The sequence below is a fragment of the Vibrio sp. 1S139 genome (assembly GCF_041439475.1).
Lineage (GTDB): Bacteria > Pseudomonadota > Gammaproteobacteria > Enterobacterales > Vibrionaceae > Vibrio > Vibrio crassostreae_C.
The window spans coordinates 1-19,974 of sequence record NZ_JBGOOD010000023.1 but is presented as its reverse complement, the minus strand read 5'-3'; the positions used below and the strand labels follow the sequence as shown (position 1 = coordinate 19,974).

The 19,974-nt window shown below is 45.3% G+C and carries 16 protein-coding genes; 6 read left to right on the top strand and 10 right to left on the bottom strand.

Going from position 1 to position 19,974, the window contains the following annotated elements; translation table 11 throughout:
• Positions 1-108: 108 nt before the first annotated feature.
• From yqiA to nudF, 4 genes are read right to left on the bottom strand one after another with little or no spacing between them, the layout of a single operon-like run.
• Entirely contained in the window at positions 109-714 is a 606-nt protein-coding gene (gene yqiA, locus ACED46_RS09860) for an esterase YqiA (RefSeq protein WP_017061427.1), read from the bottom strand.
• A 15-nt stretch (positions 715-729) separates the two neighbouring features.
• Positions 730-1,554, bottom strand: a complete 825-nt coding sequence (cpdA, locus tag ACED46_RS09855; protein ID WP_017061426.1) for a 3',5'-cyclic-AMP phosphodiesterase — start codon at positions 1,552-1,554, stop codon at positions 730-732.
• Between the two features lie 59 nt (positions 1,555-1,613).
• Positions 1,614-2,054, bottom strand: coding sequence for a DUF1249 family protein (locus tag ACED46_RS09850; protein ID WP_008222561.1), 441 nt, complete (start codon positions 2,052-2,054; stop codon positions 1,614-1,616).
• Between the two features lie 4 nt (positions 2,055-2,058).
• Positions 2,059-2,688, bottom strand: coding sequence for an ADP-ribose diphosphatase (gene nudF / locus ACED46_RS09845; protein ID WP_017061425.1), 630 nt, complete (start codon positions 2,686-2,688; stop codon positions 2,059-2,061).
• Between the two features lie 228 nt (positions 2,689-2,916).
• Between nudF and tolC the strand changes: the two genes are divergently transcribed.
• Positions 2,917-4,236 (top strand): outer membrane channel protein TolC, encoded by a 1,320-nt coding sequence (gene tolC / locus ACED46_RS09840; RefSeq protein ID WP_371721363.1) that lies wholly within the window; start codon positions 2,917-2,919, stop codon positions 4,234-4,236.
• A 121-nt stretch (positions 4,237-4,357) separates the two neighbouring features.
• On the opposite strand, the gene hldE is transcribed toward tolC, so the two are convergent.
• The 3 genes from hldE to ACED46_RS09825 all read right to left on the bottom strand — a co-directional run bounded on the left by hldE (position 4,358) and on the right by ACED46_RS09825 (position 10,241).
• On the bottom strand, positions 4,358-5,788 hold the full coding sequence (hldE, locus tag ACED46_RS09835) for a bifunctional D-glycero-beta-D-manno-heptose-7-phosphate kinase/D-glycero-beta-D-manno-heptose 1-phosphate adenylyltransferase HldE (protein WP_017061423.1): 1,431 nt from the start codon (positions 5,786-5,788) through the stop codon (positions 4,358-4,360).
• Between the two features lie 121 nt (positions 5,789-5,909).
• Positions 5,910-8,759, bottom strand: coding sequence for a bifunctional [glutamate--ammonia ligase]-adenylyl-L-tyrosine phosphorylase/[glutamate--ammonia-ligase] adenylyltransferase (gene glnE / locus ACED46_RS09830; RefSeq protein ID WP_371721362.1), 2,850 nt, complete (start codon positions 8,757-8,759; stop codon positions 5,910-5,912).
• A 225-nt stretch (positions 8,760-8,984) separates the two neighbouring features.
• Complete coding sequence (locus ACED46_RS09825) at positions 8,985-10,241, bottom strand: methyl-accepting chemotaxis protein (protein WP_371721361.1); 1,257 nt, start codon at positions 10,239-10,241, stop codon at positions 8,985-8,987.
• Positions 10,242-10,338: 97 nt separating this feature from the next.
• On the opposite strand from ACED46_RS09825, the gene ACED46_RS09820 reads away from it, so the two are divergent.
• Positions 10,339-11,088, top strand: coding sequence for a potassium channel family protein (locus ACED46_RS09820; RefSeq protein ID WP_102321461.1), 750 nt, complete (start codon positions 10,339-10,341; stop codon positions 11,086-11,088).
• Positions 11,089-11,139: 51 nt separating this feature from the next.
• Here ACED46_RS09820 and ACED46_RS09815 read toward each other — a convergent pair whose 3' ends face one another.
• Positions 11,140-12,657: an inorganic triphosphatase gene (locus tag ACED46_RS09815; protein WP_102321462.1), complete on the bottom strand. Its 1,518-nt coding sequence runs from the start codon at positions 12,655-12,657 to the stop codon at positions 11,140-11,142.
• A 207-nt stretch (positions 12,658-12,864) separates the two neighbouring features.
• Here ACED46_RS09815 and ACED46_RS09810 point away from each other — a divergent pair, with 207 nt between their 5' ends.
• The 3 genes from ACED46_RS09810 to ACED46_RS09800 all read left to right on the top strand — a co-directional run bounded on the left by ACED46_RS09810 (position 12,865) and on the right by ACED46_RS09800 (position 15,753).
• A complete protein-coding gene (locus ACED46_RS09810; protein WP_010434644.1) occupies positions 12,865-13,545 on the top strand; it encodes a TIGR00153 family protein in 681 nt (226 codons plus the stop codon).
• A gap of 128 nt (positions 13,546-13,673) precedes the next feature.
• Positions 13,674-14,936 carry an inorganic phosphate transporter gene (locus ACED46_RS09805; protein WP_017061418.1) on the top strand — a complete coding sequence of 421 codons (1,263 nt, stop codon included), beginning with the start codon at positions 13,674-13,676 and terminating at the stop codon, positions 14,934-14,936.
• A 205-nt stretch (positions 14,937-15,141) separates the two neighbouring features.
• Positions 15,142-15,753, top strand: a complete 612-nt coding sequence (locus ACED46_RS09800; protein ID WP_017062917.1) for a TIGR04211 family SH3 domain-containing protein — start codon at positions 15,142-15,144, stop codon at positions 15,751-15,753.
• Between the two features lie 105 nt (positions 15,754-15,858).
• On the opposite strand, the gene ACED46_RS09795 is transcribed toward ACED46_RS09800, so the two are convergent.
• A complete protein-coding gene (locus tag ACED46_RS09795) occupies positions 15,859-16,851 on the bottom strand; it encodes a general secretion pathway protein GspB (RefSeq protein ID WP_017062918.1) in 993 nt (330 codons plus the stop codon).
• Positions 16,851-18,521: an AAA family ATPase gene (locus ACED46_RS09790; RefSeq protein WP_371721360.1), complete on the bottom strand. Its 1,671-nt coding sequence runs from the start codon at positions 18,519-18,521 to the stop codon at positions 16,851-16,853. The genes ACED46_RS09795 and ACED46_RS09790 overlap by 1 nt, the downstream gene beginning before the upstream one ends.
• Positions 18,522-18,557: 36 nt before the next feature.
• Between ACED46_RS09790 and ACED46_RS09785 the strand changes: the two genes are divergently transcribed.
• On the top strand, positions 18,558-19,874 hold the full coding sequence (locus tag ACED46_RS09785) for a multifunctional CCA addition/repair protein (protein ID WP_371721359.1): 1,317 nt from the start codon (positions 18,558-18,560) through the stop codon (positions 19,872-19,874).
• Positions 19,875-19,974: the final 100 nt, after the last annotated feature.

Here is a 19,974-nt window from a genome sequence, read left to right as displayed (position 1 = left end):
AATGATGTCAAGCTAGTTCAAAAACTAAGACATCAAACTATGATATTTCACCATTGATAGATGAAATAACAGGCAAACAAGAGAAAATCACTTGGTTGGTGGAACAGATTAAAGATTTAGAAAGGTGATGATTTGTTGTGGGTAGCGTTCAAAATCAACAAAGCTATGATCCCCGCCCTCTTCTACTGTCTGTGTTGCACCTTGGTACTTCTCTACCGCTTGTCGGTAATCCAGAACTTCGTCTTCCGTTTGCTGAAGTAACCAGAAGTCGCTCGGCTTAGCGATAGCCGAAACCTCTAACGCCTTCAGTTCATCAATATGTTTTGTTTCCAGTACATATCGTTCATCTGTGTATGGGTTTACTTGTTCACCTAAATAGTCAGCAAGAAGCTCATACGGCTTCACTGCTGGGTTTACAACCACCGCTTTAAAACCATAGTGGCTATTCAGCCATGTTGAAAGATAGCCACCCAGCGAGCTACCGACCAACGCTATTTGATATTGCTCTTTGTATTGCTCCACCAGCTGCTGTAAATGAAGTGCCGCTTGTTGAGGGAAACTCGGCAGTTGAGGGGTTACGACTTTAATATCAGCGCGATGCTCCGCACAGTAATCTGCCATCACATTCGCTTTATGAGAACGTGATGAGCTGTTAAATCCGTGAATATAGAGAAGCAGCGATGGCTTATTAGCTTGTTGATTAGAGCCTGGCATCAATAACCGCCTTCATTAGTAACCAGCAGCCTTAAAATCAGGCAAGAACTGCCCATGAGGCAGACGACGAACTTGCGTGCTAACGGTACCGTCTTGATGTAATTCAATCTCTCTCCAGCCCGGAGACAAAGTATCAACCGCGAAGTCATCTGAGTTAGGTTTGAATTGCACACAAGTCGACGGTGTTGCCATGACTTGTACACCATGATGATCTCGGTTCATGTCTTGATGAACGTGACCACACAGTACGGCTTTAACATTGGTGTGCTGTTGAACCACATCCCAAAATTGATCGGCGTCTTTTAGGTTATGTTGATCTAACCATGCGCTGCCAACCAACAATGGATGGTGGTGCAATAGAACCAAGGTATTACGTTCAGGGAACTCCGTCAGCTTCTGTTCTAATAGGTCAAGCTGTTGATCGCTGAGGCGACCATGAGGCACACCAACCACCTGCGAGTCTAGCATCACCATCTGCCAGTTATCGCCTAGCAAGACATGCTCAACACACTGTATTTGTGGTGATGGTAAAACACTGCCCATATTAGGCTTAAAGTCATGGTTCCCTGGCAGCCAATAGCATGGCTTTTCCAAAGGCTGAATCCCTGACTCAAATTTCTGGTACGACTCAGCACTGTGATCTTGAGATATATCACCGGTTGCTAAAATCGCTTGATAGTCAAAGCCCTGACTAACAATGCCATCGACTACAGCACGAAAGCTATCTTGAGTGTTGATGCTTAATAAGCTGCCATTGCTCGGCGCAAATAAATGCGTGTCCGTTAGCTGCACAAGCTTAATAGTGCTCTCATCAAATTTTGAAGTGTGTGATAATTCCAAAATAACAAATCCAGATACGTTACTGTTTAGACTTTAAAAGTGTTGATAAATAGGCTCAATTAAAAGGCAATTGGGGTTCGGCTGATACCCGTTTTTAAACAAAACGTTAACCATTCCCCAAGAAATTTATTCAATTGAAATTTCTCGTCCTTTTGCAAAAGCTTAGTGTTGGGGTAGTCATATTTCGCTTTAACTCGCGAAAAATCCCCGCTAGCGCACACTTCTGCAACTCGAGCGTCGTGATATAGCCTGACAGACATTTTTGGCAAAGGAAACACTGGCATCGCGTCACTCTGACATATATCTATTAAAGTGGTGTATTTTGTGACCTCATTCACTGTCAATTGATACACCATATTAACGGCTTGGTAACAACGAACGTCACCAACCTCATGCCCAACCGGTAACAGAGCGTTAAGTTTGGCATAGTTAGTCTCGTAAACTCGCATCAATTCAGCAAGATCAACATGATACGGTTTTTTGACTGCTATATTTGGCATGACGTTAATCTATCCACTCTGACTGTAATTCTTGGTAGTTCAATTGTAGCCACTGTAGCGCAATGATCGTGGCACCATTTTCAAACACACCGTCTTTTACCAACTGATAAGCCGCTTCACGACTCATCACTTGCACACGAATGTCTTCACCTTCGTAGTCCAATCCGTGTACCCCTTTGGCTGTCGTTGCATCAACACAGCCAACAAAGACATCGAGCTTTTCTGAGCAACCGCCAGATGAAGGGTAATACGAAGTAATCGGCAATACAGATCCGACTTCGACTCCAGCTTCTTCCATTGCTTCACGACGAGCGACATCTTGCGGTGATTCATCGGTATCAATGATCCCAGCAACAATTTCGTATTGCCATGGGTTCTCATGCTCTAGAGCACCGACACGAATCTGCTCGACGATCACTACTTCGTCACGCACAGGATCATAAGGTAGCAAAGCGGCAGCATGTCCACGCTCAAACATCTCACGCTCTATTGGTTGGCTCCAGCCACCCTCAAACAGTCTATGTTTAAATGTGTACTTAACCATTTTGAAAAAACCACGAAACAGCGTCTCTTTTGAGACTATTTCCACATCTTGCGGAGTAAACTCATGTCGTTGATTGTCATACTGTTGCATTTGGCACCTCACTAAGTGATCTTTATAGTTTACTCATTGTCCGAGTTAACTACCAAGGATAAGGTTCAACTTTTTATATAAAATTTATAATTAAAGTTAAGTTTTAAAAAAATAAATATTGCACAAGTGGACAGTTAACTGTAAAAAAGTGCAAAGTTTCGAGTAAATTACCACCAAACTGGGTTAAACTCTTCTAAAGAAAATTCCATAAAAGGCAGGAATAGGAAAATGAAAAAACTGCTTCCACTATTTATCAGTGCAGCAATTGGCAGCCTGAGTTCGTCAGCTTTTGCTGATACGCTAGCTGAAGTTTACGACCAAGCAAAACAGAACGATCCACAACTTCTTCGTTCAGCAGCGCAACGCGATGCCGCTTTTGAAGCAGTAACGTCAAGCCGTAGCTCTTTGTTACCGCAAATCAATTTGACTGCGAACTACGACATTAATCGTGGTGACTATAAAGACGCAAGTAATGACAACAACCAATGGGGTGTTGGAATTGGTTTCAGTCAAGAGCTTTACCAGCGTTCTTCTTGGATCACTCTAGACACGGCAGAGAAAACTGCTCGTCAATCTGATTCAGCTTACGCGGCAGAACAACAAGCTTTGATCCTTCGTGTTGCAACAGCATACTTCGAAGTACTTAGAGCTCAAGATAACCTAGAGTTTGTTCGTGCAGAAAAAGCAGCGGTTGCTCGTCAACTAGAACAAACTAAGCAACGTTTTGAAGTTGGTCTTTCAGCAATCACCGATGTACACGATGCACAAGCTCAGTACGATGGCGTTTTGGCTGATGAAGTTCTTGCAGAGAACGACCTAACAAATAGCTACGAAGGTCTACGTGAGATTACAGGTCAGGAACACTCTAACCTAAGCATCCTAGATACTGATCGTTTCTCAGCAAGCAAATCTTCTGAGTCTGCTGTTGCACTTGTTGAACAAGCAGAACAAAAGAACCTTAGCTTATTGGCTGCACGTATCTCTCAAGACGTAGCAAAAGATAACATATCTCTAGCGAGCTCTGGTCACCTACCAAGCTTAACGTTAGATGGTAGCTACGGTCTTGCAGAACAGACCGACAGTTCTAACAGCACAAATGATTACGACTCTGATAACCTAAACATCGGTTTGAACTTAGTTGTACCTCTATACACGGGTGGTAGCACAACTTCTTTGACTAAACAGGCTGAATACAACTACGTTGCAGCAAGTGAAGATCTAGAAGCGACTTACCGTAGCGTTGTAAAAGACGTACGTGCATACAACAACAACATCAGTGCTTCGATCGGTGCTCTACGCGCTTACGAACAGTCTGTAGTTTCTGCTCAGTCTGCTTTAGAAGCAACAGAAGCTGGTTTTGATGTAGGTACTCGTACTATCGTTGACGTACTAGACTCGACTCGTCGTCTATACGATGCGAACAAAAATCTTTCAGATGCTCGTTACAACTACATCCTAAGTGTACTTCAGCTTCGTCAAGCAGTTGGTACGCTAAGCGAACAAGACATTGTTGATGTAAACGCAGGTCTAAAAGTAGCAAGTAAGTAACTCTTAATTACTCAAGTTACCGTTACAAAAATGCCGCTCATTGAGCGGCATTTTTATTATCGATTAAAGCGAGATTTACTGCCTAACTAAAAGCTTAACGCCAAAAACTAGAAACTAAAAACTAGCCTCGACCACCTTTAATCGCTTTAATGATTTCAGTGGTAGAGCAACCATCTTCAAAGTTAAGTACTTTCACTTCACCACCAGCAGCAATCACTTCCGCACCACCAGCAATCTCTTCAGGCTTGTAATCACCACCTTTCACAAGAATGCTTGGCAGTACCTCAGAGATTAAACGTTGAGGGGTATCTTCAGAGAATGGCACAACCCAATCAACTGCACCTAAGCCAGCCAATACCGCCATACGACGATCAGTTGGGTTCACAGGGCGACCAGGGCCTTTCAAGCGTTTCACTGATTCGTCAGTATTCACCGCAACGATCAAACGATCGCCCAACTCAGCCGCATGGTTCATGTAAGAAACATGACCAGCATGCAGAATATCAAAGCAGCCATTGGTCATCACCACTTTCTCGCCTTTCGCACGAGCACGCTTCACCGCTTCAACCAGTGCCGCTTCAGAGATAACACCGTAGTCTGTGTCTTGACTACCGTGAATCGCTTCCGCTAACTCAATCGTAGACAGTGTAGATGTACCAAGCTTACCTACTACCACACCCGCAGCAGCGTTCGCCAGTGCACACGCCTCATCCAGTGGCTTACCAGCAGCAACGGAAGCTGCCAGTACCGAGATAACCGTATCACCCGCACCTGTCACGTCATACACTTCTTTAGCTTGAGTCGGCAAGTGGAATGGTTCCAAACCTTTGCGAAGCAAAGTCATACCATGTTCGCTGCGCGTTACCAACAAAGCCTCGAAATCAAACTCTTCGATTAACGCGAGTCCTTTTTCGATCATTTCTTCTTCAGATTTTACTTTGCCAGCCACCAACTCGAACTCAGCCATGTTTGGTGTAAGCAACGTTGCTCCACGGTAGCGTTCAAAGTCTGCGCCTTTCGGGTCGATAAACACAGGAACTTTTGCTGCGCGCGCTTTTTGGATAAAGCTCTGCACGTGCTCCAACGCACCTTTTGCGTAATCAGATAGAATTACCGAGCGCACATTTGGAAGCGCTTGCTCCATACGAGATAAAACCAGCTCAGGATCTGTATTCTCAAATTTATCTTCAAAATCAAGGCGAATTAGCTGCTGACCACGGCTCATCACTCGCAGTTTAGTAATGGTTGGGTAATCTTCTAACTCAACGAAATCACATTTAACCTTTAGTGCGCCTAAGGTATTTTTTAACACCTCAGCAGGCTCATCTTTACCGGTCAAACCAACGATATGAGCATGGCCACCAAGAGAGGCAATATTCATTGCTACGTTGGCTGCACCACCAGGACGCTCTTCGTTATTTTCTACTTTTACAACGGGTACAGGCGCTTCTGGTGAAATACGGCCAGTTGGGCCATACCAGTAACGGTCAAGCATTACGTCACCGACAACAAGAACGCCTGATTGGCTGTAGTCAGGTAGAATTGGTTTCATTATGGATCTCCAAAAATCGAATCTGGCTAGAGTCTAGCACACTGATTACAGAGGCTAAACTATAGATAAATGAGTAAAAGCCTATCAAGATAGGTACATCCGTCATTACTGTATGACTGGGTTATGCTTCCATCCACTGCTTCCATGCTTGAACAACATGTTCTCTTTCCATTTCAAACTTTTCAATCGCCACATCCGCATCAAGATTAAGTAGATTACGGTGGTGGATTTCATCTCTTAATGTTGTATAAGCATGGGTTAATGCCATACCTTGCTGCTCGTCCATAATCCCTTGTGACAACAAGCTTTCGAAGATTCGTACATTGTCACACCAACGAGTAAGCTTTGGCTTCTCATTGCTGTATCTAAGCACTAAGTATTGCGCCAAGAACTCAATATCAGTAATACCGCCCGCATCTTGTTTAAGCATGAATCGATCGGCTTTTTTACCGCCTAAATGGCCACGCATTTTTTCACGCATATCCACAACTGACTTTTTGAGTGTTGCCTCATCTCGTGGCAAGCACAAAACCTCATGCCTAGTTTTGTTAAACGCAGATACCAATAAGTCATCACCGTAAATCATACGAGCACGAGTGAGAGCCTGGTGCTCCCATGTCCACGCGTCATTGTGCTGATACTCGTCAAAGGCATCGGTTGGACTCACTAACAGGCCAGATGCACCTGAGGGGCGTAGACGAGTGTCGACTTCGTACAAAATGCCAGAAGCAGTTCTGGTCGAGAAAATATGAATAATACGCTGCGCTAATCTTAAGTAGAATTGGCGTCCATCGATCTCTTTCTTTCCATCAGTATAGATGTGTACCGGGCAGTCGTGCATGAACACGATATCGAGATCGGAGTTATAACCAAGCTCCCAACCACCGACTTTGCCATAACCAACGACAGCAAAACCGCGACCTTCGCGATCTTTAACATGGGTCGGTTCACCAAACTTGGCGGATACTTGTAACCAAGCTTGATTGACCCCCGCCTCCACAATGGCTTCTGCTAAGTAGGTCAGGTGATCACTGACCTTCATGACAGGTAGAGCACCCGCTATATCCGCGGCTGCAATTCTCAATATACAGGTCTGCTTAAACTGACGCAGACCTTCCATCTGTTGCTCCATATCATCTTCAGGGATACGGGCTAGATAATCACGCAACTCGGTCTTGTAAGACTCTAAATGCACGGGATTGTAGAGTTGCTGAGGGTCGATAAGTTCATCTAACAGAATTGGATAACGACCCAACTGCTCCGAAATCATCGGGCTTGCCGTACACAGGCGAACTAGCTGAGTCAACGCGGCAGGGTGTACATCTAGTAGTTCAAGGTAAGTGGTACGCGTAACGATTTTATGCAGCAGATGCAGTACTCGCGACAAACCAAACTCGGCATCCTTAGCGGTGTACAGCGCTTGAAACACTTTCGGCATCAGTCGATTGAGGACTTCCCGCCCACGAGGGCCAAGAGTCTTTTTAGCCAAATCGGCTTTAAACTGAATGATCGTTTTCGCCGCATCAGGCGGGCTCGCGACCGCAATGTCGTGTTCCAACACGTGCTCAATTACATCGGGTTTATGGGCCATATCCCACAACTCGCTAAAGTGGCTCGCGATCGGATTAGCGTCATCTTCATCAACGCCAATTAGGTCTTCGAACACGGTATGTACATTCGCCATATGGGCGCGAGTTGCCACAATCAAGCTATCCCAATCGGAAAATTGCATGGCAACCGCAAGCTGCAGTTGTTCGAATTCACCGTCAGGTAAGGTTTGAGTTTGCTTATCAGCCATGGCTTGTAACAGGTTCTCAAGGCGACGCAAAAACAGATAAGCTTCACGTAGGTGCCCCACCTCTTCAGACTCTAGCAGATGAAGGGATTCAATCGCACTTAAGGTTTCGAGTAACCCTCGACCGCGTAAGCTAGGCTCGCGTCCACCACGAATCAATTGGAAGACTTGTGCGATAAACTCAACTTCACGAATACCACCAGAGCCAAGCTTGATGTTGTTCGAGAGACCACGACGACGCACTTCGCTGCTGATCATAGACTTCATTCGGCGCAGAGATTGAATCGCACTAAAATCAATATAACGGCGGAACACAAACGGGCGTAGCATTTGGCGAAGCTCTTGATACTCAGGGTACATCTCACTGCCCATCACACGCGCTTTGACCATAGCGTAGCGTTCCCAATCGCGACCTTGTTCTTGATAGTAATCTTCTAGCGCAGCGTAACTCATGACCAGTGGACCACTCTCACCGAATGGACGCAGGCGCATGTCTACTCGATAACAGAATCCATCGAAGGTTTGCTGATCAAGCGCCTTAATAATACGTTGCCCGAGACGTGTAAAGAACTGCGCATTGGCAATGCTGCGTCTTGCACCTTGGGTTTCACCATTCTCTGGGTAGGTGAAGATCAGATCGATATCGGAAGAGAAGTTAAGCTCACCGCCCCCTAGCTTGCCCATACCAATGATCAACATCGGCTGTGCTTCGCCTTGTTCATTACAAGGTGTGCCCCACTCTTTACAACAAATATCGTACTGCCATTGGTAGGTTTCGAAGATCATCGCCTCAGCCAACATCGATAGATGATTTAGGCTCTGCTCTAGCTCCCACGAACCCATAAAATCACGCCAAGCAATGTAGGTCATTTCTCGATTTCGGAATTGACGCAGCACGCGCTGACCGCTCATTTCATCGGTGCAACTAGAAAGTAATTCAGCCAAGCGTTCTCGGTATCCTTCAGCGCGTTCTTCGCATGCCAACATATTAGGTAAGTCACCACATAAAACCGTATCACGCTGCAGGCAATCACCAATAAAACAGCTTAAACCGAGTACACGTTTAAGATCTTCAGTCAGTGGCTCAGACCAAGTATTGATGGCTTCACTTTGATGCTCTAATAATTGCTCAAAAGCAGACTGGGAGTGAGTGATGAGTTGAGAAGGCAATGGCATGTTTCTTCCTTGTATAAGCTGCGCGCCGAACAATCGGTTTATCGATTCAGTTCTTCAATAACGAGTTTTCATAACTAAAGATAAGTTATACCAAAGTTACGCCAATAAAAAACGCCCACATTAGCAATGTGGGCGTTTTATCGATTAACTTATCTGGTTGAGCTTACAACCGAGAAACAGTCTCTGGGAATTAGCCTTTGACGGATGAAGATTGGGTGCTGAGGACTAAACCTTAAATTGCTTAATCTTACCGTCGAGTTCTTGCGCGTTACTTTCCATAAGCTGAGAGGTCTCGAGCAGTTCACCAACCACCACAACTGAAGCTTCAACAAGCTCGCGTACATTGGTCAGGTTGACGCTCATCTCTTCAGCAACACTGCTCTGTTGGCCTGCAGCGGTCGCGATCTGGAAGTTCATATCATTGATTTGATTGACTTGGCTTACAATGCCGTCAAGCTCACTTCCCGCGTTAGTCACCAGATCAACACCTTCAGCCGCTTCAACAACACTCTTCTCCATCAGTTCTACCGCAGAGTTAGCGCTGCTTTGTAGATGACTGATCATGTCTTGAATCTCTACCGTCGCTTGCTGAGTGCGCCGTGCAAGGTTACGAACCTCATCAGCAACAACCGCAAAACCACGACCCGCTTCACCGGCACGTGCCGCTTCAATTGCAGCGTTCAATGCTAGTAGGTTTGTCTGTTCTGAAATGCCTTGGATAGTACCAACCACACTGCCAATTGAGTCAACGCGTTCTTCTACTTGGTTTACCGCTGCTGCAGATGCTGCGATATCTGAAGATAGCTCACTCATCTTAGACACTGACCCTTGAACGAACTTCTGACCAGTAAGAGCTTGGCCTGATGCCTGTTCAGTCAATGACGAAGCGCTTTGTGCATGCTCAGCGACAGTTTGCACCGTCGACGTCATCTCACTCATTGCTGTTGCCAGTTGATCGATCTCGTTGAACTCTTCTTGAGCTGACTCTTTGGTTTCAGACATGCTGATGGTCATCACTTCCGTCAGAGCAAACAGCTCATCAGAAGAGGCCACCTGAGTTTTGATCATGTCGTTCAGTTGGACGCGAGTTTTTTCAAGTTCGCGTGCCACATCGCCGTATTCATCTTTACAATCCATTTGAATCGGCACTGATAAGTTCTTATCTGCCATGGTTTTAATGGCGTCATTAAGGTATTGAGTCTGGCGCAGCATAACGCGCGCCGCTGCTAACAGAAGAACCACAAACACAATGATCATCAAGGCTGTTTGCCAAGCCACTTGAACTAGGTAAGTCTCGTAATGCTGTTGTGCGACTTGCGCATTGTTCGTTACAGCAAGCAATGAATCGTAAAACGTACTTGCGTCCCATAGCTGCTTCGAAATGATCAAGATAGTGCTGAATATCATCAACATGACCATTTTTGGAACGAGACGAACGTCAGAGATTATCCTTTCCCACGGCTTGAATGACAGTTTAGTCATTGTCAGTTCTCCATTAATTCTTATATATTGATGGCTTCTATATCCGCGAGGTGGCTATGTCAGTCAAAGTTCGCGATTTATTTTGAGCCTCGTATGAATGTTGAATAATACCAAAGACGCCACCAAGCCGATGAGCTTATTGTCACTGATTCTCTCTTTCTTAGCGTTATTTGTGATCTCAGGCTTATTGTTCGTACCGATCGATAAAGAATCGAAACAAGTCCTTATCGGCCTCGATTTTATAATCTGTAGTGTTTTTCTTTTTCAGCTCACAATTGATCTATTTAGATCACAAAACAAAAAAGAATTTCTAAAAGTACACTGGATCGATTTCTTAGCAAGTATCCCAATGATCGAGCCTCTTCGTTTCGCCCGTATTTTTCAAATTCTGCGAGTCATCTTAGTTCTGCGTTCAAGTAAACGTATTTTCAGAGAGTTATTTCGTAATAGGAAAGAGACCACTTTCGCTTCCATCATTCTGCTTTTGGTGATCTTACTGACTATCGGTGCTGGCACGATCCTGCTATTGGAACACAAAGATCCGAACGCCAACATCACTACAGGTCATGATGCTTTATGGTGGGCGTTTGTGACCATCAGTACTGTGGGTTATGGCGACCATTACCCAGTGACAACTTCCGGTCAGTTAGTGGCTTCAATGGTGATCATCTGTGGTGTCGGTGTGTTTGGTATGATTTCAGGCTTGATTACTTCTTTGATCACCTCCCCAACTCATCATGAGAATCAACGAGCGGAAAACAAAGAGAAACACCTTGAGAAGATCATCGAGCAGCAACAGAAAATCTTAGAGCGACTCGAAAAACTTGAGCAACAAACAAAAAAATAGGGCCCGAGCCCTATTTTCAAATTCATACTTCTATTGATACAGGTATCGAGTTTAGTCTTGCCAGTATGGCTCAACCTCAACACTGATTTGGCGTGTCTGTTCCATCGCATGCAGAATGGACACTTCTTGACGAGCTAACCAACGCTCTAGCTGAAGCTTCTCATCGCCTTCCAGCTTCTCAGTCAAAGGCTCTAATGTTTTAAGTGCCAGCAAGTCATCAATGCCTTGCACCATATCGGCCCATGGCAAGCGGAAGCTGTTTCGTTCATCGTCATCATACAAACTCGCGAAACCAACGCCAGAATACAGATTACGCATCAAACGGTATTGCTGATCAATATACGCTTGGCTAGTCATCACTCGCTCTGGCGGGAAAGCTTCCATCAAATCGGCCCATGTGCGATCGAGTTGCTGCACGGAAAACCATTCGATACCACGAGCCATTTGCTCACGTGCTTTTTCATCTAAGAAAGGTTGCCAGCCACGAGACAAGATCCAACGGCTCAGATCTAATAATAACCCAGTGTATCGAGCAGAACTCAGCAAGGTAAGCAGATCTTCACGATCTGGCAGTTGCTCTTGCATCTCTTTAAGCTCAGCGACTAAGAACTTACGCGCATCGAGTTTACGTAGTACATGGCCTTTATCTTCCAGCAAGTCTTCGAAGTGATCATAGCTTTTCAGCCAGTCGAGCTCTTGCTCAAGCCACTTCAACTCTTGACGTAAAATCGCACTTGCTCGTCTAGGGACAATGCCGCCATAGATAGTGAAAGTTTGGCGAATAAAACTCAGCGAGTGACTGATCTCATGCAAAGCTTCAATCGATTGACGCTCTGTGAAAATCTGCTCGTGATAATGCCAATGAGCGAGAGCATGCTCTAAAGATTGAATAAAACACGATTCAACGGTATCACTTTTGTCAGTATCAACTAAGGTCAAAGGAGTAACTTCATCTCCTTGATAACCTTGAGCAAGACGGTAACCCTTAGCTGCTTTACTTAGGTTACCCAAACGCATGCCACCTTGTTCGCAGAATTGGCGAGACAATGTAAATAGCGCATCCGTTTGACCGGATTTAAGTTCCAATTCGACTTCGCAAATCGGTTCTTGCAGGTCGCCTGATTCAACAAAGCCTTGATCGAATGCGACCTCGACTTGGCTACCATCAGGCATACCAATCAACCACTGCTCACGCGTGAAGTTGGTAGAGAACAGAGGAGTCAGCTCAGCTTGCAACGTTTCGATGTCTTTACCTGTTGGCCAGATATCCTCTGGGTGCAGGGCTAGCTTAGGTTCGTTGCTGTCGTGTTCTGCATTGTATTCAGGCCTTTGATGCAGGCCAGCAACCACACGACCAGCAGTCTTTACGGTTTGTACAAATACGTCATCAAAGCGTCGAATGCGTAAGCCTGTATCGTGCTTACGTAGCCAGTTGTCAGCGGTGTCAAAGTAGATGTTACCTAGCTCACGACAACTGTGCTGAAGTACTTTAGTTTCAGCAATTTTATTGCGTAAAGTCTCTGAAAATTCAGGAGAAACAAAAAACTTCAGTTCTATCTCGGTTTCCATAGTTATACCTTTCTGTGAAGATAGGGACAGGATATTGCCAATTTGAAAAGTCGGCAAGTCAGAAATATCGCCCTTATGATGATCTAAAACAGTTTTAATGAGAGATTGATTAGGTTAACATGCGCGACTTTGTAGCCATCGCTTAACATTTCACCATGAATATGGTGTATGTTGTTTTAAGGTTATTATTTATTAGGTTGGATGACCATGCCAGTAAATACAATTATGGGGTTATTTGCAAAGTCCCCAATTAAACCTTTGCAGCGTCACGTAGTATGCGTGAACGAATGTTGTTCTCACCTAGTTAATTTCTTTGAAGTTTCTTCAAAAGGTGACTGGGAAAAAGCATCAGAAATTCGAGCTCAAATTTCTCACCTTGAGAAAGAAGCTGACGTACTAAAACGTGAAATTCGCCTTAAACTTCCTCGTGGTTTGTTTATGCCAGTTGATCGCACCGATATGTTGGAGCTATTAACTCAACAAGACAAACTCGCAAACCTAGCGAAAGACATTGCTGGCCGTGTATATGGTCGTCAACTTGTCATTCCTGCTCCTATGCAAGAAAACTTCATCGCTTACGTTAAACGTTGTCTAGATGCAGCGAACCAAGCACAAAACGTAATCAATGAATTAGACGAATTACTTGAGACTGGCTTTAAAGGCCGTGAAGTAACACTCGTTGCCGAAATGATTCATCAATTAGATGTAATTGAAGATGACACGGATGCGATGCAGATCGAACTACGCCAACAACTAATGGCAATTGAAGGCGATCTGAATCCAGTTGATATCATGTTCTTATACAAAATTCTTGAATGGGTTGGTGGTATTGCAGATCAAGCACAGCGTGTAGGCGCTCGTCTTGAAGTAATGCTTTCTCGATCTTAAATCATACGTTAACCATATAACGAAGAGCATTTTTTGAACAAACCACTTATGCGCTGAGTATTCCTCTCGCTGAGCGGTTTTTTGCGTCTAAATTTGTTCCGCTTGTTATCAAACAACTAGGTATTACGATGGATATCCTTGCTAACTACGGCACTGTCCTGATTATTGTTGCAGCAGCTTTCGGTTTCTTGATGGCTATTGGTATTGGTGCAAATGACGTTGCGAACGCAATGGGCACCTCAGTAGGCTCTAAAGCTTTAACCGTTAAACAAGCGATCATTATCGCAATGATCTTTGAATTCGCAGGTGCTTACCTTGCGGGCGGCGAAGTAACAGACACGATCCGTAAAGGTGTTATCGAAACGTCTCTATTCGCTCATCAACCAGATGTACTTGTGTACGGCATGATGTCAGCACTTCTTGCTGCTGGTACATGGCTACTTCTCGCTTCTTACATGGGCTGGCCGGTTTCTACGACTCACTCAATCATCGGTGCAATCATCGGTTTTGCGTGTATTTCTGTAGGTACTGAAGCTGTAGACTGGAACAGTGTTCAAGGTATTGTGGGTAGTTGGATTATCACACCCGTTATTTCCGGTTTCTTCGCTTACGTCATATTTGTAAGTGCTCAACGACTGATTTTTGATACAGAGAACCCGCTATTTAACGCGAAACGCTTTGTACCGGTATACATGTTCATTACAACAATGGTAATTGCACTTGTAACCATCAAGAAAGGCCTTAAGCACGTTGGTCTTCACCTAAGCAACACTGAAGCATGGGTTTGGGCTGCTGGCGTTTCTGCGCTTGTAATGATCGGCGGTTACCTATACATCCAGAAGAAATTCGCTAACCGCGAAGAAGACCACGGCTTTGCAGGTGTTGAAGGCATCTTCTCTGTACTCATGGTTATCACAGCTTGTGCGATGGCATTTGCACACGGTTCAAACGACGTTGCGAACGCGATTGGTCCACTGTCTGCTGTTGTATCAACCGTTGAGCACATGGGTGAAATCACAGGTAAGAGTACTATCGCATGGTGGATTCTTCCTCTAGGTGGATTCGGTATCGTTGTTGGTCTTGCAACAATGGGTCATAAAGTAATGGCAACCGTTGGTACTGGTATTACAGAACTAACACCAAGCCGTGGCTTTGCTGCACAACTTGCAACTGCATGTACGGTTGTACTAGCTTCAGGTACTGGCCTTCCAATCTCTACTACACAAACACTCGTTGGTGCTGTTTTAGGTGTTGGTTTTGCTCGTGGTATCGCAGCACTAAACTTAGGCGTTGTACGTAATATCGTGGCTTCTTGGATTGTGACACTACCTGCAGGTGCTCTACTTGCTGTTGTGTTCTTCTACGGAATTCAAGCTGCGTTTACTATGTAATCGCGACTGCGTTAGTGAATACTAGCGTCAGAACAGTGTGAGCTTCAGTAACGATATGTAAATGCCATGTCATTATTGACTCAAACGCACAGAAAGGGAGGCTTTGCCTCCCTTCTTTGTTGCACCGCATAAAGAAACTAAATATTATTTGCTGATTGAGGCTGACTCATACGCCTACCCAATTTGAATCGTTAAGGGATTTACTGTGAAAAAACTGATTAGCTTAGTTTTGTTCGCAATGCTTGCGGCTCCAGCTGCCTTTGCACAAGACCGTTATATTGCTGACAAACTATTTACTTATATGCATTCTGGCCCAAACAACACATTCCGTATCATCGGTAGTGTTGATGCTGGTGAAAAGATTACATTCCTACAAACTAACAAGAGTACGGGTTACACCCAAATTCAAGACAACCGTGGCCGTAAAGGTTGGGTTGAAAGCAAGTTTGTAAGCACTCAAGAAAGCATGGCACTGCGTATGCCTAAGCTAGAGAAAGAGCTGACGGAAGTTAAAGGCAAGCTAGCGAATGCTCGTCAGAGTGCTGACAGCGAAAAAGCTGGCCTAGCAAGCTCTCTAGATTCTCGTAACAAGCAGATTGCTGAACTAGAACAGAACTACAGTGAAATTAGCCAACAGCTAACGAGTTCTCAAACAGAGAACCGTGAACTGCGCGCTAAGCTAGACACTCAAAAAGACGACCTACTATTGAAGTACTTCATGTACGGTGGTGGTGTTGCGGGTATTGGTCTACTTCTAGGCCTTGTTCTGCCACACATCATGCCTCGTCGCAGAAAATCACCAAACGGTTGGGCGTAGACTTAACGCTTGTATCAGGTACAGTAAATTCAGTATCGAATATCAAAAAGGAGCACCGAGGTGCTCCTTTTTATTTGTCTGTTATCTAAATACGTATAGAAATCGCTAACCTTTCCACTCGTACAGAGCCGGGATTTCTATCTTCTGTTGATTGAACTCTATGATCACTGATTGTGGCTTAATCTCTAGTAATTGAATGTCTTGTCCAATCCAATCTCCTTGCGCCACTTCTTGGCCGTTCACTTTTACCCAACGTTTGGTCTCGCTGCTCGAGTACATATGAGTTTGTAGGTCTAACTTAGGAAGGACTCCTGATAAGCTATTGGTGTGCGTTTCCAACTCAATAACCTGAGAGCCTCTTTGCCCTGCGGGTCTAGAGTCCATCGGCTCAGGAGTGCTTTGTTGCTCCCCCATAATGGATTCAAGCTTCAATGCCAAATCAGGTGGCAACTCACTGAGGTCTAGCCCTTGCAGCAGATCACTGTCCGATTGTAAGTCACTATTTGATTGCTGATCAGTGCTTGATTGCAGAGCAGTCGTTTCATCACTCGCGCCTGGCTGAACGGATGACGATTCAGAACTGGCTGTCATTTGAGTGTTGTTATCAGCATTAGCGAAGATCACTGCTGAGCCACCAGCGGTGTTTGCACGATTAGCGCCAGAATCAATCTGTGCATACATCTCTTGGCGTGGCAATGCTTTCAACGGTTGGCTCGCCGGTGCAGGGCGAACGGTGAACAAGGCATCTTCTTCCTCAGACACGGCATCCATGCTTGCTATATCAGCATCCGCAATTTCAGGCTCAATGTCTGATTCAGTTTTAAATTCTGGCAGAGCGACATTGGCAGCTTGGTTCACGGCTTCTTGTTGTTGGATATACGATTGATAAGCCAAGACGCCACCCACCAACAAAGAAGGAACCAAGATTAAGAGTAGCCCCATCGCTAACGATGAACCTCGCTTGTTGCTCATCCCTTTTGCAGAATTAGGAACATGATGATTCTGGTAGCCTTTGAAGCTTGGTTTGCTAAGAGAGTGCTGATTAATAGAAGATGGCTTGTGAGACGGCTGTTTAAGTTCGTGCATAATACGTGACATTAGCTTTCGCCCCCTTCTAGTGACATCAGCTTAGGCGAATCGAGTTGAGCTAATCTCTGCAATCTTGCTAAGGTGCGCTTACCTGCAATGCCATCGACAGACATCCCTTGCCACATTTGAAACGCTTCAATTTTCATTTTTAACTCATAGTCAAATACATCACTGCCCGATACGTCTTCACCCAAAACTTCAGACAATAGCAGATCAAGCAGTGCAATCGCCTCACCTTGGTAACCCTCTTTGAGCGTCTCTCTGAGTGGCTGTTTCCAAATCGCGACATAATCACCTTGCCAGATTTTCTTTAAGGTACGCTTAGGCATCACCAAGAGCTTTTCGTTAACGAGGAGCTCGACAGACTCCTCAGACGCACCATAAAGCACAGCAAACACTGGTTCTTGATCGATATCCAGATTAAGGACCACGGGTACGCCAAGCTCTAACAATGTATCCAAATTTGACTGTTGTTGCTCGCACACAAAGACACTTTGCGGCTCACTTAAGCACAAGCCATCACGCAGTGAAGACTGATACCCCCAGAGCGTATACAAGTCCTTGATAGCGAGAGAACGATTGGTTCCCTGCATCAAGTGCTGTTGAATATCTTGTGGCAAAGCAAACTTGGAAGGTTTTGGCTCAGCAACCAACTGAGGTTCATTCGCCACCAAAAAGCGCTGAGCCTGTGCAGACACTTCCGTCTTTGCTCCATTTGATGCATCCGTAGGCAACCAAGCATTGATATAGCTTGGAGCGAAGTTAAAGGTCGCTATTGCAAGACCAACGCTTAACGTCGCAATCCCTGCGTATTGGAATAACTTAGGCGCGACACGAGAAGTTAGAGCTTTCTCGACGTGATACACATCGGCCTGAAAGGACATAACCTGCTGACACGCTCGGTTAACCGTTTCATTGCTCGGTAGCTGCTCACCGTCATGAAAAGCCAACTGCAGTGCTTTATCACACACCAAGTTAATGAGCCTTGGAATACCATGCGTATATTGAGCAATCAGCTTGATAGAACGGTTCGAAAACAACATCTGCTCGCCACCCGCCGTCTCCAAACGAAACGCGATGTACTTGCCCGTTTCTTCGGTATTAAGAGGCAGTAAGTGATAACGACCAGTAATGCGCTGTGCTAGCTGACGTAGCTGCGTGGTTTGTAAGTGCTGTTGTAATTCCGGCTGGCCGACCAACAGTACTTTTAACAGCTTACGATTGTCGGTTTCCAAGTTTGTTAGAAGGCGTAACTGCTCCAACACATCGGCAGCGAGGTGTTGGGCTTCATCGATCACCAATAGGGTTTGAATGCCTTCGGCATGGCTATCAAGTATAAAATAATGAATAGCCTGACTGAGCTGTTTCAACGATGCTTGTTCTGGGTACTCGACCTCAAACTCATCGCAGATAGCTTCTAGTAAATCCGTATTTGAAAACGTAGGGTTAAGTATAAGGCCAGCCTGAGTATGACTATCCAATGAAGACAACATCGCCTTAGCGACCGTTGTTTTCCCTGTACCAACCTCACCAGTAAGCATCGCAAAGCCCCCACCCTCGCCTAAACCGGCTTGTAGGTTCTGCATCGCTTCTTGATGGCGCTGACTCAAAAACAAGTAGCGAGAATTTGGTACAATCGAAAATGGCATCTCAACGAAGCCAAAATATTCCTTATACATGTGCTGCCCTATAATTACGATTAATGGAAAGTACCATTGCTTGCAGTAAAGTCCAGCAGTGATAAAACATTTCGAGGTGATAAGTTGCAAATTTACGATAGCCTACCAAAAGACAACGGGCTACAACGCTATCTAGTCGGTGGAGCAGTGCGCGATAAGCTGCTCAATATTGATAGTTATGATAGAGATTGGGTCGTGGTAGGGAGTACCCCTCAAGAGATGGAAAACCTTGGCTTTACTGCTGTGGGAAAAGATTTCCCGGTATTCTTGCACCCAAAAACCAAAGAAGAGCACGCTCTGGCTCGCACTGAGAGAAAATCAGGCTCTGGTTACACAGGCTTCGAATGTTACTTCGCGCCAGACGTGAGTTTGGAAGAAGACCTGATGCGTCGAGATCTGACCATCAACTCTATAGCTCAAGATGATAAAGGCCAACTTCACGATCCTTATCATGGCCAGAAAGATCTCTCGGATCGTATCTTAAGACACGTTTCAGACGCTTTTGTTGAAGACCCTCTTCGTGTACTGCGTGTGGCTCGCTTCGCCGCCAAGCTTCACCATCTTAACTTCACGGTTGCACCTGAAACCATGGATATGATGAGTGAGATCGTCCAATCTGGTGAGCTGGCACACCTTACTGCAGAGCGAGTTTGGCAAGAGTGGCATAAGTCTCTTAGTACACCGCACCCTGAAGTGTTCCTCTCTGTATTGAAAGAGTGTGGTGCATTGGCAGTCGTATTACCTGAGATTGACGCTCTATTTGGCGTCCCTCAACCTGAAAAATGGCACCCTGAAATCGACACGGGTATTCACACTCTGATGGTTGCTCAGCAAGCCGCACTATTAAGCCCATCGCTACCGGTACGCTTTGCAGCTCAAGTGCATGACTTAGGTAAAGGCGTCACACCACAAGCTGAATGGCCAAGCCATAAAATGCACTGCCACACAGGTGTTAAGATAATCAAGAAACTGTGTGAGCGAGTGAGAGTGCCCAATGAGTTCAGAGACCTTGCGTTGTTAGTGTGCGAGCAACATTCTAATATCCACCGCGCAGGCGAGCTCAAACCAACCACCTTTCTCAAGGTTCTCAACAAGTTCGATGTCTGGCGTAAGCCAGATAGGCTCGACGATATACTACTTTGCTGTCAGGCCGACCACGCAGGCCGAAAAGGGTTACAAGATCAGCCTTACCCTCAAAAAGCGCGCTTTGAAGTCGCCTACCAAGCGGCGCTTCAAGTCGAAGTAAAAGCGATCATTACCGATGGTTTTAAAGGCAAAGATATTCGAGAAGAACAAGAGAAACGCAGAGCCATCGCAATTGAAAACGCCCTATCAGAACTCGCTAGCAGTTAATCGTCGCCGCTCTACCTAAAACGTATAAAAAGCCCGCAGTTAAGCGCAATGCCGTTCGGATAAGCATTACTGTTTGAATCTAAACGGATATTTAGCTGGA